The following is a 23,110-nucleotide window of genomic DNA, read 5'->3' as shown; positions in this document are numbered from 1 at the left end:
CTTGAAATTCTAAACTTATAATAATGAAAAAGATCTTAACAACAATCGCCATGGTCATTACCCTAATGGGAGCCGGCGAAGCAGTTTACGCACAAATGCCAAGTCCACAGGAAATGGCTATGAATCAATTGAACCGCATGAGTTCAGAATTGAAATTGACGAAAGAGCAAGAAGACAAAATTGAACCCTTAATTGTTGCACGTATCGAAAAGATGATGGAATTCCGTCAGGCAGGTATGGAACGTGAAGAGATGATGGGGGAAATGAAGAAGATTAATGAAGGCCAACAAGAAGCGTTGAAGGCAATTTTGACACCTGAGCAATTAGAGAAATACAAAACTATGCAGTCGCAAATGCGTGCGGGTGGGCCTCCAAGAAACTAATTCGCATGAAGTACCTCAGCATCTTTCTTTTATTCATTGGGCTTTCTCCAGTCATGGGGCAAGCCCAATTTGAAAAGGCACTACAGACCCGATTAATCCTGGCATCAGATGGGGATTTAATTGAGTTGGAGTCCGGCAATTTTCAAATTTCAGGTAGTTTATCCCTAGAAGGTAAAAAGAAGATCACCATTCGCGGAAAGGGAATGGACAAAACCATTTTGAGTTTTAAAGATCAACAAACGGGTGCGGAGGGAATAAAAATCACCAACTGTGAAAATATTGTTTTAGAAGATTTGACTGTTCAAGATTCCAAAGGGGATCTAATCAAAACGATGCATGTGAAGGATATCACATTCCGTCGAATTAAAGCAGAATGGACTGGAGGGCCTAAATCTCAAAATGGCTCCTATGCACTTTATCCAGTACTTTGCACGAATATTCTTATTGATAGTTGCATTGCAATTGGGGCATCTGATGCGGGAATATATGTAGGACAATCGCAGCATATTGAAGTAAAAAATTGCACAGCCTATCAGAATGTGGCGGGAATAGAAATTGAAAACTCACTTTATGCGGATGTGCACCATAACCATGCCTATGGAAATACAGGCGGGATTTTGGTATTTGACTTACCGGATTTGATTCAAAAAAAGGGTGGATTTGTGAAGGTTCACAATAACCTTATCGAAGCAAATAACCAATCGAATTTCGCTCCTAAAGGCAATATCGTAGGTAAAGTACCCAAGGGAACCGGGATGTTGATTTTGGCGACGAGCAACGTAGACATTTACGACAATAAGATTTTAAATCATCAAACGGTAGGCGTCGGTATTATTTCTTATTTCATGTCAGAAATCGCGATTAAAGATAAGGAATATGACCCCTACCCAACCGCCATTTCGGTGTTCAATAATACCTTTGAGCGTCGTTTAGGACGTGTACCCTTAGAAGGACGATTTGCCCAGATTTACCGCTTCAAATTGCGATTTGGCAGAAATGTACCCTATGTCGTTTATGATGGTATTCTTGATTCGGCACGTTGTGGAAGCGATGGTCAATATTTACCCCAACATCGCATTTGTGTACATCATAATGCAAACCAGTCGGTGGCCAATATGGATGCGGAACACGATTTCAAAAACGTGCGACGTAATCCCGCAGAGTTGGATTGTGTACAGGAATATGTCAAATCGAATCAATTTTAGGCATGCGTTACTTGGGATTCCTCTTGCTTCTTGGCTTATTTTCGTACCAACCAGCGCCTAAATTCCCCACGAAACTATCTGATTATGGCTTGTTTCAGGGAAAACTGCAAGATCAAATTCCAGTCATCGGTGTTACACCTTATGAGCTAATAAGTCCCCTCTTTTCAGATTACGCCCATAAATTACGTTTCGTTCAATTACCTGCGGGACAATCAGTCGCCTACAATCCGGATTCCGTTTTCCAATTTCCAGTGGGAACACGTATTGCTAAAACCTTTTATTATCCGATTGATGAACGCAAACCCGAATCCGGTAGGAGAATCATGGAAACACGTATCCTAAGCCACGAAGCTACGGGCTGGGTAGCATTGCCTTATATTTGGAATGAGGAGCAAACAGAAGCCTATTTAGAAGTAGCTGGTGGGACGAGTTTGGTAGAGTTCAAAAACATGCAGGGCAAGAAGCAGCAGGTTAATTATGTCGTGCCGAATATGAATCAATGCAAAGGATGCCACGAACGCGATGGTATGATGACGCCGATAGGTCCAAGCGCCCGACAAATGAATGCCTCGATGCGCTATGCCCATGGAGAAGAAAACCAATTGGATTATTGGAGTCGGACGAATCAGCTGACGAATGTACCCGGAACTAGGCCAAAATTCGTCTCGTATATTGACGAAGGTGCACCGCTCAATGAACGAGTGAAGGCATATTTAGACATCAATTGTGCGCATTGTCATAATCCCAAAGGACCCGCCAAGAGTTCAGGCTTATTTTTAGATTATCGCTATTATGGCACGACGGCCTATGGCATCATGAAATCACCCGTGGCGGCAGGTCGTGGTTCAGGCGGTTTATCCTATGACATCGTTGCGGGTAAACCGGCAGAAAGCATATTGCTCTATCGGATGAATTCGCAAGATCCTGGTGTCATGATGCCGGAAATGAGTCGGACAATCATCCATCAAGAAGGCGTCGCGTTGATCCGCGAATGGATTAAATCAATTCATTGATAATCATTCAATTAGTCATTTTTTGAATAGGAAAAGGTATTTATCCGGACGAAATTTGTGTCATCAAACCTAGCCCGAAGGATGAAAAAGAATATCAAAATTGAGAATCAATTATTGGAAATGATTCAGCCGAAAATTCAATTTATTGAAAACAAGTTTTCAAATGGTGAAGCGCTTACTGAACAAGATGTTAGTACCTTGTTAATTAAGTCGGCATTCGTCCAAATCAACCATTTAGATGATCGAAGAGACGCGATTGCCGCAGATGTAGCGCAGCTTCGATTAGACTTTATTGATCTAGCGGGAAAATTCGAACAGTTAGGGAGCAGAATAGATAATCTAGAGAATAGATTAGATAAACTTGAAGATAGAATACTTGCACTTGAAGTTCGATTTGAAGCATTTGAAGCTCGTTTCGAAACAATGGAGGCCCGATTACAAGTAAGCATCGAAAAGGCAATTAGGACAAATATCCGTTGGACACTCGGCTTAATTACCTTCAGCTTGACATTAATCAAAATTGTTGAACTAATTGTTCAAAAATAAAAAGGGCTGATTTCTCAGCCCTTTCTTTCTACTTTCCTAACACAATATTGACAATCCGTTTCGGAACCACAATCACCTTAGAAGGTGCTTTGCCATCCAAGTGTTTCTGCACTTGTTCATTAGCCAGCACAGCTGCCTCTACTTCTGCCGGACTCGCCGTTGCAGAAAAGGCTAGGGTTAATTTCACCTTTCCATTGAAAGAAATCGGATAATTGAATTCATTCTCCACCAAAAATTCAGGATTGAATACCGGGAATTTGGCATGGGAAATACTTCCTGCCTCCTCTCCTAAGGCCAACCATAATTCTTCAGCCATGTGAGGTGCATATGGAGATAGCAATAAAACCAATTCACGAAGCACCGATTTCTTGTGGCATTTCAATTGGCCTAAATCATTTACGCAAATCATCAAAGTCGACACAACCGTATTGAACGAATAACGATCCAAATCATCCTGAACTTTGCGAATGGCTGTATGTAATACCTTTAATTCTTCCGGTGTAGCTGGAGCATCCACTAAAACCGATTTTTGTGCTTGCTCATCAAAGAACAAACGCCATACCTTGCGCAAGAAATTATGAGATCCCGAAATGGAATTCGTATTCCAAGGCTTGAATTGCTCCAAAGGTCCTAAGAACATCTCGTACACACGCAATGTATCCGCACCATATTTAGCAATTAAATCATCCGGATTCACGACGTTGAACTTCGATTTGGACATTTTCTCCACTTCCCAACCGCATACATATTTCCCATCTTCCAAGATGAATTGTGCATCCGCAGGTACATCGTTACGTGAACGCTTGAATTCTTCTACGTCCAAAAAGTCATTTTCCACAATATTCACATCCACATGCAGCGCAGCCACATCGTATTGATCTTTCAAACCATGAGACACAAAAGTCACCTGATCGGAATTTTTGACACGATAGACAAAATTTGACCGACCTTGAATCATCCCTTGGTTGATCAATTTCTTAGCAAATTCTTCCTCCGCTACATATCCTAAATCTTTCAAGAACTTATTCCAAAAACGCGAGTACAACAAGTGTCCCGTTGCATGCTCAGAACCACCGATGTACAGGTCAACTGCCTTCCAATAATTTACTGCCTCCGCCGAAGCAAAAGCAGCATCATTTTGTGCGTCCATGTAACGATACCAGTACCAAGACGATCCGGCCCAGCCCGGCATGGTCGACCATTCGTAATCATATTGACCTTGGTATTTCCATGAATCCGCAGCGCGTCCTAATGGCGGCTCACCCGTTTCCGTTGGTAAATACTTATCGATTTTAGGCAATTCCAAAGGCAATTCAGACTCCTGAATTAAATAAGGCAATAATTGGCCTGAGGCCGTAGGCTTAAAATAAACCGGAACCGGCTCACCCCAATAACGCTGACGCGAGAATACGGCGTTTCGCATGCGGTACTGTACCTTTCCTTTTCCAATTTCGCGTTCCTCTAACCACTGAATTAAGGTATTCGTAGCCTCTTTATACCCCATGCCATTGATAATACCCGAGTTGATGTATTTTCCTTCTTTGGTATTATCTGCCTGTTTTTCAATATCTTTTTGCGCATCTAAGATAGCAGGAATAGGCAAATCAAAATGTTTGGCAAAATTCCAGTCACGTTGGTCTCCTGAAGGAACACCCATCACAGCCCCCGTTCCATAACCAGCCAAAACGTAGTCGGCCAAGAACAAAGGAACACGCTCATTATTCAAGGGATTAATCACATAAGAACCTGTGAATACACCTGAAACGGTTTTAACTTCTGAAACACGATCTAATTCTGAACGCGATTTCGTCCAGGTAATATAGGCATCCACATCAGCCTGTTGTTCTGGCTTTGTTAATTCCGCTACCCATTCATGCTCAGGTGCTAACACCATGAAAGATACCCCATAAATTGTATCTACGCGAGTCGTAAACACCTTGATTTTCTTATCCGAAATACCCTCAATGGCAAATTCAACATCTGTCCCGATTGATTTTCCAATCCAGTTGCGTTGTTGTTCTTTCAACGAATCCGACCAATCTACCTCTTCTAAACCACGTAATAAACGATCTGCATAGGCCGTGATGCGCATCGACCATTGACGCATTTTTTTCTGCTCAACAGGATAGCCTCCACGCTCGGATAAACCATCTTTTACTTCATCATTCGCTAATACCGTACCTAATTGAGGACACCAGTTGACAACCGAATCATCCAAATAAGCCAATCGAAAATTCAACAAATAGGCATATTGCTCCTCCTCACCCATTGCATTCCAAGCATCCGCTGAAATACGCTCCACATCGTCTTCACAAACCGCTTTCAAGCCGATAGATCCTTTGGAAGCTAAAATACTTTTCAAAGTATCAACAGACTCAGCCTTATCTGCTTCCTGGTTATACCAAGAATTAAATAATTGCATGAAAATCCACTGCGTCCATTTGTAATAAGCAGGATCCGACGTACGTACTTCACGCGTCCAATCGAACGAAAAACCCATGTTTTTCAATTGCTCTATGTAACGAGTAATATTTTGTTCCGTCGTAATCGCTGGATGCTGACCCGTTTGAATCGCATATTGCTCTGCAGGCAAACCGAAGGAATCAAATCCCATGGGGTGCAACACCTCATATCCCTGCAAACGCTTATAACGCGCCATGATGTCCGAAGCAATGTAACCCAGCGGATGGCCTACATGTAGCCCCGCTCCCGAAGGATAAGGAAACATGTCCAACACATAATACTTGGGTTTATTAGGATTTACCTGTGCTTTGAATGTTTGGTTTTGCTCCCAAAATCCTTGCCACGCTTTTTCGATCTCACGAAATTGATACTCTGAACGCATATAATTGTTTGTTTTTCAAAAGGGCATGCAATTTACACGAATTTTATGAAAAAATATTTACTCTACTTTATTGGTAGATTAAGTAAAGTCTATTAGTTTTGTAGGATTATAAAATTAACCCATGTCTACACAACCTGAGTCCACGCCCAACAAGCCTAAATTTCCTAGCTTATTAAAAGCGATTAACATCATTTGGAAGCGGGAAAGGAGCATCACCGAGGTCATTATTCACATCAGTAATGCGTTAGCCTTAATGATTGTGGGGCATTTATTATTCTCATATCTCACGGCAGAAAATGTCATTGCAGTCTTCAATACGGTTGATTCAGAAATTCTATATTATGTACTAGGTGGGTTTATTGCCCAAATGATTGATGGGGCACTAGGTATGGCCTATGGTGTTACCGCGACAACTTTTTTAATGTCGGTAGGCATCACCCCTGCCGCAGCTTCTGCCAGCGTGCATGCATCTGAGGTGTTCACCTCAGGCGTTTCAGGGTACATGCACTTGAAATTTGGAAATGTAAATTCTAAATTATTCAAAACCTTAGTCATTCCAGGCGTAATTGGTGCCATTTTAGGGGCTTATGTACTTTCTTCCTTAGAAGATTATGCTGGTTATATCAAACCGATTGTTTCTATTTACACCTTATTTTTAGGGGCCATCATTATTCGAAAGGCATTAATCAAACGCCAAGAAAAACGCCAATTAAAGAAAGTGGGCTGGTTGGCCTTATTCGGCGGTTACTTAGATTCCATCGGTGGTGGCGGTTGGGGACCCATCGTATCTTCTACATTAATTGCATCGGGACGTCATCCTAAATACACGATTGGAAGCGTTAATTTGACCGAATTTTTTGTATCCCTTGCCTCTTCGATTACCTTCTTTACGGTGATTGGCTTAGGTTATTGGCAAGTCATTGCCGGCTTAATTTTAGGGGGTGTTGTGGCTGCACCGATTGCTGCGCGTTTGGCCAACAAACTTCCGGTGAAGAGCATGATGATTTTAGTAGGCATCGTGATCATCATTGTCAGTCTTCGCCAAATCGTTTTAGGGGCCGGTAAATTCTTTTAATCTTGTTGGAGTTTCTGCGTACTAACTCGTCCCTTATCATCCACAAAACGGATGAAACCCAGTTGCTTTACATATAAATCATAGGTTCTTCCGGGTTCAACGTGAAGCGTTGAAGCCTTTTGGCCCAACGTATTATATAGCTGCAATTCCCCTGGTTGATTTGTTAATACGTGAATTAGACCTGAATTAGGATTAGGCCAAACTTGTAACGTTTGCTCCGTCATCGCATCCCAAACCGGAGAATTACTCTTATTCTCCAGTAAATAAATCCCTCCAGCGCCGGTTCCAACAACCAAATCCTGCCGACCATCCGCATTGAAATCAGCCACGCTCAGGCGTGCATTTCTTCCCACCGTAAATCCTTGAAAATCCGCTGTACGCCAAGAAATTAAATTTGTTAAAACATCATAATTCCCGATGTGCCAATTGCCCTCAAGATCAATCCCGATAAATTCAGCAGTCCCATCTCCATCCATATCAGCAAACTGACAAGAACGCACTTGCCATGATTCTTTACTCAATTGACCCCAGTCGGCATTCGCAGCAGATTGAATTCGGCCCGTTCGTGTAATGACCAAATTTCCCCATGGACTCATAAAAGGTATTTCTCCCGGATTAAGTACAAGACTAACCCTAGCAATTTGCTGTTTGCTCAAATAAAATACTTTTGAACCTTCGGCACTTTGGCCTACAACCAGCATTTGATTTCCCTGAACTTGTAAGACCAAATCCGTCAGGGATTCGCTAACACCTAAACCGAGGTAATCTGCCGTTTTAAATTGGAAGGTACCCGATTGATTTTCGTATAGATACATACTGGATTTCACATCATTTGCAACCCGATAACCGGCATGGCCGATCAATAAATCCAAATCCCCATCTTCATCTACATCAAAAAAGCAAGGACTCGCCTTCTCCCCTACATCGATCATTTGATCTTGTAAAAAGGGCTTTGACTTACCCCCGACAATCCGAAATGAAGCATGCTGAAAATCCTGCCGAAAACCTGTATTGTCCGGGGTATTTAACGAGACGAACAATTCCTCCGTCTTCCCGTTCAGCTGAAGGGGTGTTGCCGAATAGAATACCCCTACCCCTACAGATAATCCTCCTAAATAATCAAAATCGATATTCGAATAGCTGACTTGCTGCTGGGTTCCTACATTTTTCAACATGCCCAAATTGGTACAAGCTACCTGCCCAAAAAACAAATCATTGTTGGCCGTCCTCCCTAAACTATTCCCAACATGGTCGACCCGATTAACGGCCCCAACAGACTGAGGGCTAATTACCGAGTTCAGGATTTGGGCATCCCGACAATCATGATGAACAAAATTACCCCAATATTGTGGAGATTTCTCAAAATCAAGATCCGCTTTACCTGATTTTTGCAAGGACACATTCTCATGAAATTCGATGTAATGACCTCCCGGTTCGAATGCCAACACATCCACATCGCCATCACTATCTACATCCGCAATGACTGGAATGTCAGGTGAAGCGACATATAAATTAATGAGACCGGTAAATCCTTTCGTATAAAGAGGATCTTTGACTTTTTCAAAGTAAATCTGACCATTAACCGATTTATTTTGATATACCTTAATACCTGCAGCGCTGGAGCAAAACAAATCCTTTCTGCCATCTTGATTATAATCTGCCATTGCAAACCAATTTTCAATGACTGGAAATTTCATTGCGTATCCTGGGGCAAAAGTGAAATCCCCTCGTGAATCCTGCAAGAAAGTACTCACTTGATTGCTTGTTCGATCAAAACAAACCATATCCATCACACCATCCCCATTTAAATCCATGCTTTGATATTGCATGGAATTCATACCGCCTGCCCAAGGAAAGGATAAATTCTGCCCATTTTGCTTCACCGAAATGCCTTGAAAAATAGAAAATCGCAAGCTTTGCGCAGGGATTTGCATACTTATCAAGCTCATTAAAAGGATTAAACAATTTTTCATTCGATATTTGCAGAGCATTTACATTAGGCGCACTAAATTTAACATGAAGATTTTAAATTCAGCTCTTTTAGCATTTTTTCTAAAATCCACGGGTGTTTGTACGGACACTCGTAAGATTCAAGCAGGAAATCTTTTTTTCGCTTTGAAAGGTCCTAATTTCAACGCAAATGCATTAGCCAAAGAAGCCTTGGAAAAAGGGGCTTTGGCTGCTGTCATCGATGATGTAAACTTCGAAACAGGCGATAAAACCTTACTCGTGGAATACGGCCTAAAAGCCCTCCAAGATTTAGCTCGGGATTATCGCAATACACTTAATATACCTATCATTGGATTGACGGGTTCAAATGGAAAAACAACGACGAAGGAATTATTATTCTCTGTTCTATCCCAAAAATTTCATTGCTATGCGACGGCAGGCAATTTAAATAACCATATCGGCGTGCCCCTTTCCATCTTACAGATCAAATCCACGCATGAAGTTGCAGTGATTGAGATGGGAGCGAATAAGCAAGGAGACATCAAAGAATTGGTTGAAATTGCTCAACCGACTCATAGTTTAATTACCAACATTGGCAAAGCACATTTAGAGGGCTTTGGCGGGGAGGCGGGTGTCCGCAAAGGAAAAGGGGAATTATTTGATTATGTTGCCAAACATGGCGGAACGGTCTATTTACCAAAAGACAAAAATGTGGTGCACGAGATGAGCGAAGAGCGCGGCATCGCCAATTGCATTGTGGCGAATGCCGAAATGCCTACAACACTTATTGAAGCGAAACCCACGATTACTTTTGCTTGTGCAGATGGCAGTGTTATCAAATCACATTTGCCCGGAATTTATAATTTTGAAAACATCCAAATGGCCATCGCCGTTGGGAAAAACTTCGGACTCAGTGATGAAGCTTGTCGGGTAGGAATTAGTTCCTACATGCCTACAAATCACCGTTCCCAATTCCTCAAAATTGGATCCAACCAAGTATTGATGGATGCATATAATGCCAACCCATCTTCCATGGAGGCAGCCATCAGTCATTTCGCAGATACGGAAAATAACCCTAAAATTGTCATACTAGGCGACATGTTTGAATTGGGTGATTTGTCGGCAAGTGAACACGCCTCACTTGGTCAAATGATCGCTAAATTCCAATTTTCAAAAGTACTACTTGTAGGAGAACACATGCAACATGCATTAATTCATTTACCACAAGCTTATTATTTCCCTGACAAATTTGGCTTACACAATTGGTTACAAGATAACCCCATTACGAATAGCTTTTTGTTAGTAAAAGGTTCTAGAGGGATCCAACTCGAAAGCGTATTGCCTTTCTTGGAATCCTAAGCTTGCCTTTCTTAAAACAAAATTTTGTTGCTCGGCAATAAAGGATTAAATTTGCACTTTCTTAAGAATTCGAAATAAAATACAATACACAATGGCATCACAATCAGGGACTTACGTACCTTTCAAAGTTAAAGACATTGCATTGGCCGACTGGGGTCGCAAAGAGATTCAATTAGCAGAAGCTGAAATGCCGGGCTTAATGGCATTGCGCGCGGAATTTGGCGCAGCACAACCATTGAAAGGTGCTCGCATCGCGGGTTGCTTGCACATGACGATTCAAACAGCAGTTTTAATCGAAACATTAACAGCCTTAGGAGCGGATGTAACTTGGTCTTCTTGTAACATTTTCTCTACACAAGATCACGCAGCAGCAGCAATCGCGGCGGCAGGCATTCCTGTTTATGCTTGGAAAGGTATGAACGAAGAGGAATTCAACTGGTGTATCGAGCAAACTTTATTCTTTGGAGAAGATCGTCAACCCTTGAACATGATTTTGGATGATGGTGGTGATTTAACAAACATGGTTTTTGATGATTATCCTGAGTTAATCGAAGGCATCAAAGGTCTTTCAGAAGAAACAACGACAGGTGTTCACCGTTTATATGAGCGTATGAAGAATGGCACATTATTCTTGCCAGCGATCAACGTAAACGACTCGGTAACAAAGTCTAAATTTGATAATAAATACGGCTGTAAAGAGTCATTGGTTGATGCGATTCGTCGTGCAACTGACTTGATGCTAGCAGGTAAAGTTGCTGTGGTAGCAGGTTATGGTGACGTAGGAAAAGGTTCTGCTGATTCATTACGTGGTGCTGGTTGCCGTGTTTTGGTAACAGAAATCGACCCAATTTGTGCGCTTCAAGCGGCAATGGATGGTTATGAAGTTGTTCCGATGGATGAAGCTGCAACGCGCGCGAACATCTTTGTTACTGCTACAGGTAACGTGAAAATTATCCGTGATCGTCACTTCAAAGCGATGAAAGACAAAGCAATCGTTTGTAACATCGGTCACTTTGACAATGAAATCGACATGGAGTGGTTGAACAACAACTACGGTTCTACAAAAGACCAAATCAAACCACAGGTTGACATGTACACAATCGACGGCAAAAACGTGATCGTTTTGGCAGAAGGTCGTTTGGTAAATTTAGGTTGTGCCATGGGTCACCCTTCTTTCGTGATGTCGAACTCATTCTGTAACCAAACATTAGCTCAATTGGAATTATGGGCTAATTCTAAAAATTACGAGAACAAAGTTTACATCTTACCAAAACACTTGGATGAGAAAGTAGCATTCTTGCACTTAGCACACATCGGTGCGAAGTTGGAGAAATTAGAAAAAGAACAAGCAGAATACATCGGCGTACCTCAAGCGGGTCCATTCAAGCCAGAGCATTACCGTTACTAGTATTTTTCTGAATGTATATCAAAAGCTGCACTTTCATGGTGCAGCTTTTTTTATATCTTTAAATTCACATTTGATTCCAATGACCCAGAAATTACTCTTCATTCTTCTTATCCCCTTCGGTTTATTTGCTCAAAAATTCAGCCATGCGGATAGTCTTCGTGGAACATTAAGCCCGGCAAGAGCCTGTTTCGACGTATTGCATTATGACCTACATGTGGCTGTGAATCCGGCCGAAAAAAGCATTTCGGGAACGAATAGCATTCGTTTTATCACGACCCAACAAACCAAAGAGATTCAATTGGATCTATTTGCAAACTTAATCGTAGACGAAATTCGTTGGGCCAATAAAAAAGTAAACTACCGTCGGGATGGCAACGCGATCTTCATCCAAGCAGCCAAATTGATTCCTGCCAAACAAGTTCAAACGGTTTGGGTGAAGTACCACGGAAATCCCCGACCGGCCGTAAAACCACCCTGGGATGGCGGATTTTCCTGGACAAAAGATCCCAAAGGAAATCCTTGGGTAACCGTATCCTGTGAAGGATTAGGGGCATCTGTTTGGTGGCCATGCAAGGATCACCCTTCCGACGAACCCGCATCGATGGACATCCACATCGAAGGCCCCAAAGGACTGGTTTCTGTTTCCAACGGAAATCTGGTAGAAAAAATCAGCAAGGCATCCACCGATGAATATCACTGGAGAGTCAGCTACCCCATCAATCTATACAATGTTAGCATCAATATGGCCGAATATGCGCATTGGTCCAAAACGATGAAGCAATTGAATGGCAAGAACTTAGATTTAGACTATTATGTTCTCAAAGAAAATGAGTCAATCGCTAAAAAACACTTCGAGCAAAGTGAAGAAATGTTGCGCATTTTTGAGAAATATTTTGGACCATACCCTTTCCCCCGGGATGGATATGCTTTAGTAGAAACGGATTACTGGGGCATGGAACACCAAAGTGCAGTTGCCTACGGTAACCACTACAAAAATAACAAATTTGGGTTCGATTTTATCATCATTCATGAGTCGGCACATGAATGGTTTGGCAATTCCATTTCTTGCTCCGATCATGCAGATTTGTGGATTCACGAAGCATTAGGAACTTATGCCGAGGCCATTTATGTGGAGGAGAAATTTGGCAAGGCGAAAGCACAAGAATACTTGAATGGTCAAAAAAGAAACATTCGCTATGCCTTTCCAATTGCAGGCCCTTATCAGGTTAACTACCAGCACCCGGATTCCGACATGTATTTTAAGGGAACCTGGATGTTCCATACCTTGCGAAATATCATTCAAGATGATGCCCTTTGGTTTAAAACCATGCGCGAATTTTGTTTAGCATTTTACCACAAGAACACGAATACGCAAGAAGTAGTTGAATATTGGAGCAAGCACTTGAACAAGCCCATCAAGGATTTGATGTTGAATTATTTGTATCAAGTGAAGAATCCCAATTTGCAATATAGCATCTTACAAACGGGCAATTCTTGGACAATGCGCTATCGCTGGAGCAATCTGAGCGATGCCATCAGCTTTCCTCTTACACTTAAATCAGGCGAGAAAATCAAACCAAATTCGGTATGGCAAGAAATCCAATTAGACCACGCTCCGGAATTGGATGAAGAAAGCTATTTATTTGATAAAGAATTGCTAAAATAAATCGCTGAAATCCCGTATTTTTGCACAAAATTAAGACAGAAAAGAAATGAAATTTGGCGTAATCGTATTCCCGGGTTCCAATTGTGATGATGACACCGTTGGCGTAATTCAAAGCTTAGGCCACGAGGCCGTGAAATTGTGGCACAAGGATACCGATTTGCAAGGCTGTGATTTCATTATCGTTCCGGGTGGTTTCTCCTATGGAGATTACTTGCGTTCAGGTGCAATCGCACGCTTTTCACCTATCATGGAACATGTCATTGAATTCGCTAAGAATGGTGGCTATTTGATGGGTATCTGTAACGGATTTCAGGTATTGGTTGAGGCACATTTATTGCCAGGCGTTTTATTACGTAACAATTCCCAAAAATTCATTTCAAAAAATATCTACTTGAAGGCTGCGACAAACAATGCTTTATTGACGCAAGAGTTAGATCGTAACAAAGCCTATAAAATACCGATTGCGCACGCCGAAGGTCGTTATTTTGCGGATCAAGCAACATTGGCATCGCTACAAGCAAATGATCAAATCTTGTTTTACTATTGCGATGCAAATGGACAAGTAACAGAAGAAGCCAATCCAAACGGAAGCTTATTGAACATCGCTGGAATTTGCAATGAAGGACGCAATGTATTCGGATTGATGCCACACCCAGAACGTGCGGCAGATCCCGATTTGAATAACACTGATGGATTGGAAATCATGAAGCAATTAATTCTTCAAATGGCATAAAATCAAAAAGCGCGAAATTCGCGCTTTTTTTTGTACTAATTGAAAACCCTGGGCTTCAGCCTAGGGACCTCAGACTGAAGTCTAGGGATAAATAATGTTATCTCAAATCATTCACCTCCACCCCCGGAAACGCTTTCTTATTAAACGTAAAGAACGCATCATCCGCACCCGCTTTGGCATTCAATTTCGTGACCGTAAACAATTGTTTCTTACCCGTCTTATTAACAATTGTCCAAGACTTCACCGTAAAGTCCGATGTGTTAATTTTAAGACTGATATGCTTCACCTGAGCAGCTTTAGCACCTGGAACCATCTCTACCGTAGCAATGCCACCTGATTCACCTACCAAGCTAAACTTATAGCCTTTTTTGTCAAACGTATAAATCTTTGCAGGATTCAAGTCTCCATCTGCCGGATCAAAGGCTGAAATATTCACTTCATTAATTTCTTTGATATACGTCGCAACTTCTTTCCCATTATTAAAAATCTCTTGCCCTGCCGTCTTCAAACGAAACTTCGTCCCCTTTACGGTAATCGAACCATTCATCGCATTTCCACCATCGGTTTGATAGCTGAAATTTGCTGAAAACGACCCCATGCTTTTATATTTCTTTTGCATGCCATCAATTAAACTGATGGCCTTATTCGCTTGTCCCCAAACAGGCAACGATAACAATACAAACGCTAATATCTTTTTCATTACTTTAAATTTTTCAAAATTTCTTCTAACTCTACTTCGGATTTCACTAATACCTCACGGGCTTTTGATCCGCCAAACGAACCTACAATGCCCGCTGCCTCCAATTGATCGATCAATCGACCTGCACGGTTATATCCTAATTTCAATTTACGTTGAATCAAGGATGTACTTCCCTGCTGATGCATCACAACCAAACGTGCCGCCTCATCAAAAAACGAATCCCGATCGCCCAAATCTACATCGCCTCGGTCTTGACCACCCATTTCATCGGCATCTGGTTCTGGTAATAAATAGGCCGACGAATAACCTTGTTGATTCCCAATAAAGTCACAAATCTCCTCAACCTCCGGTGTATCCACAAAAGCACATTGTAAACGAATTACCTCAGATCCCATCGATAATAGCATGTCTCCCATACCTACCAATTGATCAGCACCGCCCGCATCCAAAATCGTACGAGAGTCAATTTTCGACATGACCTTGAACGATAAACGTGCCGGGAAATTGGCCTTTATCGTACCCGTAATAACGTTCACGGAAGGACGTTGTGTCGCAACAACCAAGTGAATACCGATGGCACGGGCCAACTGCGCCAAACGGGCAATCGGGTGCTCAACTTCTTTACCAGCAGTCAACATCAAGTCGGCTAATTCGTCAATCACCAAAACGATATACGGCATGAAGTCATGCTCATTCGGATTCAATCGGCGATTGATGAATTTCGTATTGTATTCCTTAATGTTACGACATCCCGCTTCTTTCAGTTTATCGTAACGCATATCCATCTCCTTACAAAGGGAATTCAAAGTCGCAACAACCTTTTTGGTATCCGTAATAATCGCCTCCGCAGAATCTGGCAAACAGGCTAAGAAATGGCGCTCCAACTTGTTAAATAAGGACAGCTCAACCTTCTTAGGATCCACCAATACAAACTTTAAGGTCGATGGGTGTTTCTTATAAATCAAGGAAGTCAATAACATATTCAATCCCACCGACTTACCTTGTCCCGTAGCACCGGCCATCAATAAGTGAGGCATTTTGGCTAGATCGGCCACAAAAATTTCGTTCGAAATAGTCTTACCCAAGGTAATTGGCAAATCATACGTTGACTTTTGGAATTTCTCAGAACCAATCACGGCACGTACCGGAACCATTTCTCGGTTCTTATTCGCAACCTCGATACCAATCGTTCCTTTACCCGGCATTTGCCCAATAATACGAACACCCATGGCAGCTAAAGAAAGCGATAAATCGTCTTCCAAAGAAGTAATTTTACTAACCCGAACACCAGCCTTTGGCACAATTTCATACAAAGTAACCGTTGGCCCAATCGTCGCTTCAATCTTTTGAATTCCAATGCCATAGTTCAACAAGGTCTCTACAATCTTCTCCTTGTTTTCCTTCAGCTCATCCATCGTCACTTGAGTCGTCTGGTTCTTCTGATCGTATTCCTTCAACAAATCAAGTGTTGGATAGACATACTTAGGCAAATCCGCCGTAGGATCATACAAACCAAATTGGGCAACTAAATCATTGGCTTGAACAGCCGTTGTAGGAGGCGTCTCCTCTACCTCAACAGCCGCATCATCTTCATCAGCCACCTTAAATGTAAATGGCGTTTCATCCACTTCTTCCAAAGCTGCTTCCGCAATTTGCTCTTCTACAATCGGTAAATCCGCAGGCAATACTTCATCCTCTATTTTAACCGGCGGAACAAGCGGTCGGTAAATCTCTAAATCCTCATTATCCACATGAACAGGAGAATCATCGTCATCATCAAACAAGGCCGTTTCTTCGGCAAACTCATCCACAGGCAAAGCACCCCCGGAAGCTGCAGTTTGAACTTTAGGCTTGGAAGGATTCCATTGGTAGAATAAAATCAAAAACACCAAACCCGCAAATCCAAGCGCAAAAATGGCCAAGTAACCAATCAATTGAATTAGTTTCTCACTCACAAAATAACCCACGCCTCCGCCAATCGAATGCGGCAAATCCAATTGATAAACAAAAAATCCAGCAATTAAACTTCCCCAAATGATGTAGAAAATCACTTGCCATGTTAAACGATCCAAGGGATAAATTTCCCGTTTGAAAATCAGTTTAATGGCCGATAAAAAGAATAAAGGAATCAACAATAGGGACGACCACCCAAAAGTTCTGAACAAAAAGAAATGTGCAATTTTGGCACCCAATAAGCCTGCCCAGTTTTTAACGGGAATATCAGAACCTGCAATCACATCCAAAGCACCTTCCGAAACTTCACTTTGATCCGCAACTCCTACGAAGAAACTCGACACGAAAGCAAACAGTAATAAAAAGCCAACAAGCAACAAAAAGCATCCGAAAATCAATCGAACGCGATATGCAATCTCTGCCGGAGTTTTGGGCTTCCTGTTTTCTGAATCAAAATTAATTTGAAGGGTACTCGTAGGATTAACTATCTTTTTGGCCATCTAAGAAACAATCATATTTAACATATAAATTTCGACTTTTTGATTCGATTTACAAAATCAATTTTACAGTCCCGCTTGAACGATCCCTTGATTGATTTCCTTAATCAAACCCGGACCTTCATAGATGAATCCCGTGTAAATTTGAACCAAACTTGCTCCAGCACGCAATTTCTCAATGGCATCTGAGGCAGAATGTATCCCTCCCACTCCAATAATTGGAATTTGTCCGTTCGATTTTTGATGGATGTAAGCAATCACCTCAGTCGAACGTGCACGAACCGGCTTACCACTTAAGCCGCCGGATTGCGATTTCAATGATTCTTCTGATTGCAATCCTTCTCGTGACAAGGTCGTATTCGTCGCAATCAAACCAGCAATTTTAGTTTCTAAAACAATTTCAATCACATCATCCAATTGCTCATTCGTCAAATCGGGGGCTATTTTGAGCAAAATGGGCTTTTGCTTGGGCTTGGCAGCATTCAAGATTTGAAGGCGCATCAGCAAATTTTGAAGTGGCTCCTTCTCCTGCAATGCGCGCAAATTAGGCGTATTCGGAGAACTAACATTGACCACAAAATAGTCAACCACATCATACAAGGCCTCAAAACCTTTGCAATAATCTTCATCTGCCTCCTCGTTTGGCGTAACTTTATTTTTACCCAAATTTCCTCCAATGATTACTTGAGACTTACGCGCTTGCAAGCGCTTTTTCATCGCATCCAAGCCTTCATTGTTGAACCCCATCCGATTTATAATCCCTCCATCTGCAGGTAAACGAAACAAACGCGGCTTATCATTTCCCGCTTGCGCCTTTGGGGTAACGGTACCCACCTCAATAAAGCCAAATCCCAAATGTGAAAATTCATCCACCAAGAGCGCATTCTTATCAAAACCCGCTGCTAATCCAACCGGATTAGGAAATCGTATACCAAAAACCGTTCGCGCCAAGCTCGGATGCTCATATCCATAAATGAGTCGGAACAAAGCAGGAACACCTGGAATCTTCATCGAAAACTTGATGATATCCGCAAGCATATAATGCGCGCGTTCAGGATCAAACAGAAAAAAGAAAGGCTTGATAAGGTACTGATAAAACATAAAAGGGGATTCAAAAAGCTAAGCAACAAAAATACAAAATGCCCTCAAGATTATGGGAATAAATCAAGGATAATCTGAAGTTTCGAAAGACTTTTTAAAATAACACACACAAGCGTGCGGCCAACTCAAAAAAAAGGCTAATTTTAAAAATACCTTAAAGGGTAATCAAGCATTTAAAAATTATACAGCCTATGTTAAGTCGAGTAGCAAATTCCATCTATTGGATGAATCGGTACATTGAACGCGCCGACAATTACGCGCGATTCATTTCAGTAAATTTCAACCTTGCATTGGATCTACCTCCCAATGTCCCCGAACAATGGGAACCGCTTATTGTCGCCACGGCCGATCATTACAATTTCTTCGAACACTATCCCGTTGCCAATAGAGAAAATGTCCTCTACTTTATGACATTCGATGAAAGCAATCCGAACTCTATTTTATCTTGCTTATACAGCGCCCGCGAAAATGCGCGGACTATCCGTGAGAGTATCTCCAGGGAAATGTGGGAATACGTCAACCAAATCTATTGGAAAGTCAAAGATCGTGTTGAAGGGAGTAGAGAATGGGAAATTTCCCGCTATCAAGGCTTTTTGGAGGAAATCAAATCAGGTAGTCAATTGTTCTACGGCATTGTGGACTCCACCATTACACGAGGAGAAGGTTGGCATTTTGGCCAATTGGGAAAATTACTGGAGCGCGCCGACAAAACCACGCGCTTCTTAGATGTGAAGTATTTTACACTACTCCCCGATATAGACGCGATTGGTTCTCCTTTGGACCTATTATTGTGGTCTGCGGTGCTTAAATCCAACTCGGCCTACAACATGTTCCGCCAGCAATACAAGGTCATCAATCCCAAGAATATCGTGGAATTTTTAATCCTTGACAAAAGCTTTCCGCGTTCTGTGGTGCATTGCTTGCAAGAAGCAGAAGCTTCCTTGTATGCAATATCAGGCACTTCTTTCGATAGCGGATATTCTAACCCTGCGGAGAAAAAAGTGTCAAAATTACTTTCCGAAGTGCAATTCACGGAAATCGACGACATTCTGAATACAGGATTACATCAGTTTTTGGACAATTTCCAAAGTAAAAACAACGAAATCGGCCAAACCATTTTCAACACCTATTTCGATTTGAAGCCGGTCAGCTAACCCGGCTTCTCAATTTTAATTTGTAATATTGCGCTCCCATTTGCCACCCATCATTTATGACATACTGTTTAGGAATCACCGTTAAAGAAGGTCTTATTGCAATCGCAGATACCCGAATCACGGCGGGGAATGAAATGTATTCCAATAAGAAAATTTCGATTCATGAAATTAATAAGCATAGCTTATTCATCATGACGGCGGGTTTACGCTCAGTTCGCGACAAAGCAGTCACCTATTTCAATCAGAAAATTGAGGAAGAAGAATCGAGCTATGATTATATGTTTCAAGCAGCAACGGCTTTTGGCCAAATGCTTAAAAAGGTCGCACAAGAAGATCGTGAGGCATTAGAAAAAGAGGGATACAATTTTAATCTACATGCCATTGTAGGTGGACAAATGCCCAAAGACAGCGAACATAAATTGTTTCTAATCTTCCCCGAAGGCAATTGGATTGAAATCAATGATGGCTTGAAGTACCAAATTATTGGTAATTCCAACTATGGAAAGCCCTTGTTAAATCGTAACCTCAGTTTTGAGACTCCCTTAAAAGATGCGCTTAAAATGGGCTTCTTATCCTTTGATGCGACTCAGGTAAGCACGAATGATGTCGATTACCCGATTGATGTGGTGGTTTACGAAAAGGATAGTTTCAAAGCTAAAGAAATCCGTTTATATAAAGAGGACATGCAAAAGATTTCCGATGAATGGAATTTAGCCTTGCGTAATTCACTCGAAACGATTGACGAACATTGGATGAAGAGCTTACTAACTTTTCCAAGCCGATGATCGCTAAAATACACCATAGCCTTCAATATCAATACAGTGAACCCGTCACATTGGACCCGCATGTCTTGTATTTACATCCAAGAAAAAGTTCATTATTGAGTGTTCAGTCATTCGACTTACGGATTGAACCACAACCGGTACAGATTTCAAAGAATTTAGACCCCGAGGGAAATATACAAAATATCTTATTCTTCAAGGAGCCTACCGATTTCCTGCATATTCAGATGCAGGCCCAAGTGGAAACAACTGAATTCAACCCCTTCGATTTCGTTTATTTTCCCTTCGAAAGCAAACGACTCCCGATGCGTTATTCGAATTCCTACTTAAAAACCTTAAGCCCCTATTTAGGACTGGAAGGAGTTACATCTGTCGTAGAACAAACAGCACGCCAACTCGCTTCGCAGGTACAATATGAAACATCTGCTTTTTTGATGCAGATCAATGAATTCATTTATAAAAACTTTGCCTACGAAATTCGTGAAGAAGGCGCACCCAATACTCCTGAATATACACTATTAAACCGGAAAGGGTCTTGTCGGGATTATGCCGTACTTTTCTCTGCGCTATGCAGAACGATGGGACTGGCTACGCGATTTGTTTCGGGTTATTACACGGGCGCAGCGCCTGTCGATGTGCCGAACCAAACGCATCACCTGCATGCTTGGGTTGAAATCTATCTACCTGGAGGCGGTTGGAGAGGTTATGATCCGACCCAACACGAAGTCGTATCTGGGAATCACATTCCTTTGGCAGCATCTTGCTTACCCGAAGAAATCACGCCGGTTTATGGCACCTATCGAGGAGCAGCCATTTCAACGTTAACGACAGAAGTATTTATTGAAAGAATCTAGCCAACTAATAATTGAGCCAATAGATAATCAGCAATCAGAATTGCAATACAAGCATTCGTCACAGCAGCCGTACTAGCCTTCCCAACTTCATAGGCGCCTCCTTTGGTATAAAATCCCTGAAATGCTGCAATCGAAGCAACTAAAAAACCAAATACGACCGATTTGATTAATGCAAACAATACGTAATTAGGTTTAAAGTCGAACTGCAAACCGTATATGTAAGATTGTTGGGTCACTGAACCTGTCAACCAACCTGCCAAATAGCCGCCGTAAATTCCTAAAAAACAAGCCATGGTCACAAGCATCGGAAATGTAAGCATTGCCGCAATCATTTTGGGTAGCACTAAATAAGATGGAGAATTGATCCCCATGACTTCTAAAGCATCAATTTGTTCCGTAATGCGCATGGTCCCTAATTGGCCTGCAATATTTGACCCAATTTTACCCGCTAAAACGACACAGGTAATCGTAGGACCTAATTCCAAAATCGTTGAATCACGAACAATTAAGCTAATGATATACTTCGGAACGAAGGGATTCTCCATGTTCGCCGCCGTTTGAACACATGTCACAGCACCTAAGAAAGAAGATACAATCGTTACGATCAACATCGAATTAATCCCAATATCCTTGCATTCTTGCATCGTTAATGCCCAATACACCCGAAATTTCTCAGGATTTGTAAAAAGCTTACTCAGGAAGATTAAATATTTACCTAATTTTGACATGCGTTTGAATTTAAGAACGCGCTAAGTCTCAAAGATAATGAACAAATCCGTAGTTATAAGTGGAGGAAGCCAAGGAATTGGTAAAGCACTCGTAAAAAAGTTTTTAGCTGAACAATTTACTGTATACACCTGCTCCCGCAACCAAGCAAAATTAGACGCCCTTTCAGCAGAATTAGGAACAGATCGTTTATATACTTTTGCAGCGGATTTGAGTCAAAAAAATCAAGTACTTGATTTTGCCAACTGGATTTTAGCACAAACCAATCAAATCGATGTGCTTGTCAACAATACTGGCGTTTTCATGCCCGGCCAAATCCAAAACGAGGCAGAAGACATCCTAGAGAAAACCATAGAGACAAATTTATACAGCGCCTATCATTTGACACGCGCTCTTCTGCCAACGATTCAAGCGAAACAAGCTGGGCATATTTTCAGTATTTGTTCGACCGCTTCAATCACAGCCTATACGCTTGGGGGATCGTATTGCATCAGCAAATTTGCCCTATTAGGCTTTACCAAAGTATTACGCGAGGAATTGAAAACCCAAGGCATTAAAGTAACGGCGATTCTTCCAGGCGCAACATTAACCCCATCTTGGGATGGTGTTGAACTACCCGAATCGCGCTTCATTCCCGCGGATGATGTGGCACAGACAATTTGGTCGGCATATCAAATGAGCCCATCCACGGTTTTGGAAGAAATCTTAATTCGCCCACAATTAGGAGATATTGATTTATGAGAATTTGGGAATCCTATACTTTAGCTGATTTACCAGTCGTTGCCAAAGAAATGTTGGCCTCCTTGCAGGACGCACCGCGTGTTTGGCTATTTCGTGGCCAAATGGGCGCTGGAAAAACGACACTTTCTAAGGAATTACTCAAGCAATTAGGTATCGATCAAAACGTACAAAGCCCGACCTTCTCTTTGGTCAATGAATACCAAACGAACGCTGGTGAGACTGTATACCACTTTGATTTATACCGATTAAAAAACATCCAAGAAGCATTAGCCATTGGAATAGAAGAATATTTAGATTCAGGGAATTATTGCTTAATCGAATGGCCAGAGCAGGCGGAGGAACTCTGGGATTTTCCGCATGTCAATGTGGAAATTGAGGCAATCAATGAAACCCAACGAAAATTAACCCTATCTTGGTAA

Annotated in this window: 20 protein-coding genes; 14 read left to right on the top strand and 6 right to left on the bottom strand. The window is 41.8% G+C overall.

Annotation, left to right across the window (positions count from 1 at the left end; genetic code table 11):
• Nucleotides 1-23 precede the first annotated feature (23 nt).
• The 4 genes from SKC38_RS12050 to SKC38_RS12035 all read left to right on the top strand — a co-directional run bounded on the left by SKC38_RS12050 (nucleotide 24) and on the right by SKC38_RS12035 (nucleotide 3,147).
• Entirely contained in the window at nucleotides 24-383 is a 360-nt protein-coding gene (locus SKC38_RS12050; protein ID WP_377977394.1) for a hypothetical protein, read from the top strand.
• A 5-nt stretch (nucleotides 384-388) separates the two neighbouring features.
• Complete coding sequence (locus SKC38_RS12045; protein WP_377977393.1) at nucleotides 389-1,588, top strand: parallel beta-helix domain-containing protein; 1,200 nt, start codon at nucleotides 389-391, stop codon at nucleotides 1,586-1,588.
• Nucleotides 1,589-1,590: 2 nt separating this feature from the next.
• On the top strand, nucleotides 1,591-2,601 hold the full coding sequence (locus SKC38_RS12040; RefSeq protein ID WP_377977392.1) for an SO2930 family diheme c-type cytochrome: 1,011 nt from the start codon (nucleotides 1,591-1,593) through the stop codon (nucleotides 2,599-2,601).
• Nucleotides 2,602-2,682: 81 nt separating this feature from the next.
• Complete coding sequence (locus SKC38_RS12035) at nucleotides 2,683-3,147, top strand: hypothetical protein (protein ID WP_377977391.1); 465 nt, start codon at nucleotides 2,683-2,685, stop codon at nucleotides 3,145-3,147.
• A gap of 28 nt (nucleotides 3,148-3,175) precedes the next feature.
• On the opposite strand, the gene leuS is transcribed toward SKC38_RS12035, so the two are convergent.
• A complete protein-coding gene (gene leuS, locus SKC38_RS12030; protein ID WP_377977390.1) occupies nucleotides 3,176-5,992 on the bottom strand; it encodes a leucine--tRNA ligase in 2,817 nt (938 codons plus the stop codon).
• Between the two features lie 121 nt (nucleotides 5,993-6,113).
• On the opposite strand from leuS, the gene SKC38_RS12025 reads away from it, so the two are divergent.
• On the top strand, nucleotides 6,114-7,067 hold the full coding sequence (locus SKC38_RS12025) for a sulfite exporter TauE/SafE family protein (protein ID WP_377977389.1): 954 nt from the start codon (nucleotides 6,114-6,116) through the stop codon (nucleotides 7,065-7,067).
• On the opposite strand, the gene SKC38_RS12020 is transcribed toward SKC38_RS12025, so the two are convergent.
• Entirely contained in the window at nucleotides 7,064-9,016 is a 1,953-nt protein-coding gene (locus tag SKC38_RS12020; RefSeq protein WP_377977388.1) for an FG-GAP-like repeat-containing protein, read from the bottom strand. The genes SKC38_RS12025 and SKC38_RS12020 overlap by 4 nt on opposite strands.
• Nucleotides 9,017-9,083: 67 nt before the next feature.
• Here SKC38_RS12020 and SKC38_RS12015 point away from each other — a divergent pair, with 67 nt between their 5' ends.
• The 4 genes from SKC38_RS12015 to purQ all read left to right on the top strand — a co-directional run bounded on the left by SKC38_RS12015 (nucleotide 9,084) and on the right by purQ (nucleotide 14,183).
• Nucleotides 9,084-10,376, top strand: a complete 1,293-nt coding sequence (locus SKC38_RS12015) for a UDP-N-acetylmuramoyl-tripeptide--D-alanyl-D-alanine ligase (RefSeq protein WP_377977387.1) — start codon at nucleotides 9,084-9,086, stop codon at nucleotides 10,374-10,376.
• Between the two features lie 91 nt (nucleotides 10,377-10,467).
• Nucleotides 10,468-11,784 (top strand): adenosylhomocysteinase, encoded by a 1,317-nt coding sequence (gene ahcY / locus SKC38_RS12010; protein WP_377977386.1) that lies wholly within the window; start codon nucleotides 10,468-10,470, stop codon nucleotides 11,782-11,784.
• 79 nt (nucleotides 11,785-11,863) lie between these two features.
• Nucleotides 11,864-13,450: a M1 family metallopeptidase gene (locus tag SKC38_RS12005; protein ID WP_377977385.1), complete on the top strand. Its 1,587-nt coding sequence runs from the start codon at nucleotides 11,864-11,866 to the stop codon at nucleotides 13,448-13,450.
• 46 nt (nucleotides 13,451-13,496) lie between these two features.
• Nucleotides 13,497-14,183, top strand: a complete 687-nt coding sequence (gene purQ, locus SKC38_RS12000) for a phosphoribosylformylglycinamidine synthase I (RefSeq protein WP_377977384.1) — start codon at nucleotides 13,497-13,499, stop codon at nucleotides 14,181-14,183.
• Nucleotides 14,184-14,280: 97 nt separating this feature from the next.
• Here purQ and lolA1 read toward each other — a convergent pair whose 3' ends face one another.
• From lolA1 to SKC38_RS11985, 3 genes are all read right to left on the bottom strand, one after another.
• Entirely contained in the window at nucleotides 14,281-14,883 is a 603-nt protein-coding gene (gene lolA1 / locus SKC38_RS11995; RefSeq protein ID WP_377977383.1) for an outer membrane lipoprotein periplasmic chaperone LolA1, read from the bottom strand.
• A complete protein-coding gene (locus tag SKC38_RS11990; protein WP_377977382.1) occupies nucleotides 14,883-17,336 on the bottom strand; it encodes an FtsK/SpoIIIE family DNA translocase in 2,454 nt (817 codons plus the stop codon). Before SKC38_RS11990 ends, lolA1 begins: the two co-directional genes overlap by 1 nt.
• A gap of 63 nt (nucleotides 17,337-17,399) precedes the next feature.
• The gene (locus SKC38_RS11985; RefSeq protein ID WP_377977381.1) at nucleotides 17,400-18,434 is read right to left on the bottom strand and encodes a quinone-dependent dihydroorotate dehydrogenase; all 1,035 of its coding nucleotides are present in this window, start codon (nucleotides 18,432-18,434) and stop codon (nucleotides 17,400-17,402) included.
• A 191-nt stretch (nucleotides 18,435-18,625) separates the two neighbouring features.
• Here SKC38_RS11985 and SKC38_RS11980 point away from each other — a divergent pair, with 191 nt between their 5' ends.
• The 3 genes from SKC38_RS11980 to SKC38_RS11970 are packed head-to-tail and all read left to right on the top strand — an operon-like array spanning nucleotide 18,626 to nucleotide 21,224.
• Nucleotides 18,626-19,588 (top strand): alpha-E domain-containing protein, encoded by a 963-nt coding sequence (locus tag SKC38_RS11980; RefSeq protein WP_377977380.1) that lies wholly within the window; start codon nucleotides 18,626-18,628, stop codon nucleotides 19,586-19,588.
• A gap of 56 nt (nucleotides 19,589-19,644) precedes the next feature.
• A complete protein-coding gene (locus SKC38_RS11975; protein WP_377977379.1) occupies nucleotides 19,645-20,373 on the top strand; it encodes a proteasome-type protease in 729 nt (242 codons plus the stop codon).
• Nucleotides 20,370-21,224 carry a transglutaminase family protein gene (locus SKC38_RS11970; RefSeq protein ID WP_377977378.1) on the top strand — a complete coding sequence of 285 codons (855 nt, stop codon included), beginning with the start codon at nucleotides 20,370-20,372 and terminating at the stop codon, nucleotides 21,222-21,224. Before SKC38_RS11975 ends, SKC38_RS11970 begins: the two co-directional genes overlap by 4 nt.
• On the opposite strand, the gene SKC38_RS11965 is transcribed toward SKC38_RS11970, so the two are convergent.
• Entirely contained in the window at nucleotides 21,221-21,952 is a 732-nt protein-coding gene (locus SKC38_RS11965; protein ID WP_377977377.1) for an MlaE family ABC transporter permease, read from the bottom strand. The genes SKC38_RS11970 and SKC38_RS11965 overlap by 4 nt on opposite strands.
• A gap of 37 nt (nucleotides 21,953-21,989) precedes the next feature.
• On the opposite strand from SKC38_RS11965, the gene SKC38_RS11960 reads away from it, so the two are divergent.
• The gene (locus SKC38_RS11960) at nucleotides 21,990-22,691 is read left to right on the top strand and encodes an SDR family oxidoreductase (RefSeq protein WP_377977376.1); all 702 of its coding nucleotides are present in this window, start codon (nucleotides 21,990-21,992) and stop codon (nucleotides 22,689-22,691) included.
• On the top strand, nucleotides 22,688-23,110 hold the full coding sequence (gene tsaE, locus SKC38_RS11955; protein WP_377977375.1) for a tRNA (adenosine(37)-N6)-threonylcarbamoyltransferase complex ATPase subunit type 1 TsaE: 423 nt from the start codon (nucleotides 22,688-22,690) through the stop codon (nucleotides 23,108-23,110). Before SKC38_RS11960 ends, tsaE begins: the two co-directional genes overlap by 4 nt.

Source organism: Aquirufa echingensis, assembly GCF_042714525.1.
Taxonomy (GTDB): Bacteria; Bacteroidota; Bacteroidia; order Cytophagales; family Spirosomataceae; genus Aquirufa; species Aquirufa echingensis.
The sequence above is the reverse complement of the archived record's forward strand: the minus strand, read 5'-3'. Positions and strand labels throughout refer to the sequence as shown.

What these genes read in the sequence shown, in the direction of transcription:
- SKC38_RS12050 (WP_377977394.1), top strand. Translation starts at nt 24, where the DNA reads ATGAAAAAGATCTTAACAACAATCGCCATGGTCATTACCCTAATGGGA.
- SKC38_RS12045 (WP_377977393.1), top strand. Translation starts at nt 389, where the DNA reads ATGAAGTACCTCAGCATCTTTCTTTTATTCATTGGGCTTTCTCCAGTC.
- SKC38_RS12040 (WP_377977392.1), top strand. Translation starts at nt 1,591, where the DNA reads ATGCGTTACTTGGGATTCCTCTTGCTTCTTGGCTTATTTTCGTACCAA.
- SKC38_RS12035 (WP_377977391.1), top strand. Translation starts at nt 2,683, where the DNA reads ATGAAAAAGAATATCAAAATTGAGAATCAATTATTGGAAATGATTCAG.
- leuS (WP_377977390.1), bottom strand. Translation starts at nt 5,992, where the DNA reads ATGCGTTCAGAGTATCAATTTCGTGAGATCGAAAAAGCGTGGCAAGGA.
- SKC38_RS12025 (WP_377977389.1), top strand. Translation starts at nt 6,114, where the DNA reads ATGTCTACACAACCTGAGTCCACGCCCAACAAGCCTAAATTTCCTAGC.
- SKC38_RS12020 (WP_377977388.1), bottom strand. Translation starts at nt 9,016, where the DNA reads ATGAGCTTGATAAGTATGCAAATCCCTGCGCAAAGCTTGCGATTTTCT.
- SKC38_RS12015 (WP_377977387.1), top strand. Translation starts at nt 9,084, where the DNA reads ATGAAGATTTTAAATTCAGCTCTTTTAGCATTTTTTCTAAAATCCACG.
- ahcY (WP_377977386.1), top strand. Translation starts at nt 10,468, where the DNA reads ATGGCATCACAATCAGGGACTTACGTACCTTTCAAAGTTAAAGACATT.
- SKC38_RS12005 (WP_377977385.1), top strand. Translation starts at nt 11,864, where the DNA reads ATGACCCAGAAATTACTCTTCATTCTTCTTATCCCCTTCGGTTTATTT.
- purQ (WP_377977384.1), top strand. Translation starts at nt 13,497, where the DNA reads ATGAAATTTGGCGTAATCGTATTCCCGGGTTCCAATTGTGATGATGAC.
- lolA1 (WP_377977383.1), bottom strand. Translation starts at nt 14,883, where the DNA reads ATGAAAAAGATATTAGCGTTTGTATTGTTATCGTTGCCTGTTTGGGGA.
- SKC38_RS11990 (WP_377977382.1), bottom strand. Translation starts at nt 17,336, where the DNA reads ATGGCCAAAAAGATAGTTAATCCTACGAGTACCCTTCAAATTAATTTT.
- SKC38_RS11985 (WP_377977381.1), bottom strand. Translation starts at nt 18,434, where the DNA reads ATGTTTTATCAGTACCTTATCAAGCCTTTCTTTTTTCTGTTTGATCCT.
- SKC38_RS11980 (WP_377977380.1), top strand. Translation starts at nt 18,626, where the DNA reads ATGTTAAGTCGAGTAGCAAATTCCATCTATTGGATGAATCGGTACATT.
- SKC38_RS11975 (WP_377977379.1), top strand. Translation starts at nt 19,645, where the DNA reads ATGACATACTGTTTAGGAATCACCGTTAAAGAAGGTCTTATTGCAATC.
- SKC38_RS11970 (WP_377977378.1), top strand. Translation starts at nt 20,370, where the DNA reads ATGATCGCTAAAATACACCATAGCCTTCAATATCAATACAGTGAACCC.
- SKC38_RS11965 (WP_377977377.1), bottom strand. Translation starts at nt 21,952, where the DNA reads ATGTCAAAATTAGGTAAATATTTAATCTTCCTGAGTAAGCTTTTTACA.
- SKC38_RS11960 (WP_377977376.1), top strand. Translation starts at nt 21,990, where the DNA reads ATGAACAAATCCGTAGTTATAAGTGGAGGAAGCCAAGGAATTGGTAAA.
- tsaE (WP_377977375.1), top strand. Translation starts at nt 22,688, where the DNA reads ATGAGAATTTGGGAATCCTATACTTTAGCTGATTTACCAGTCGTTGCC.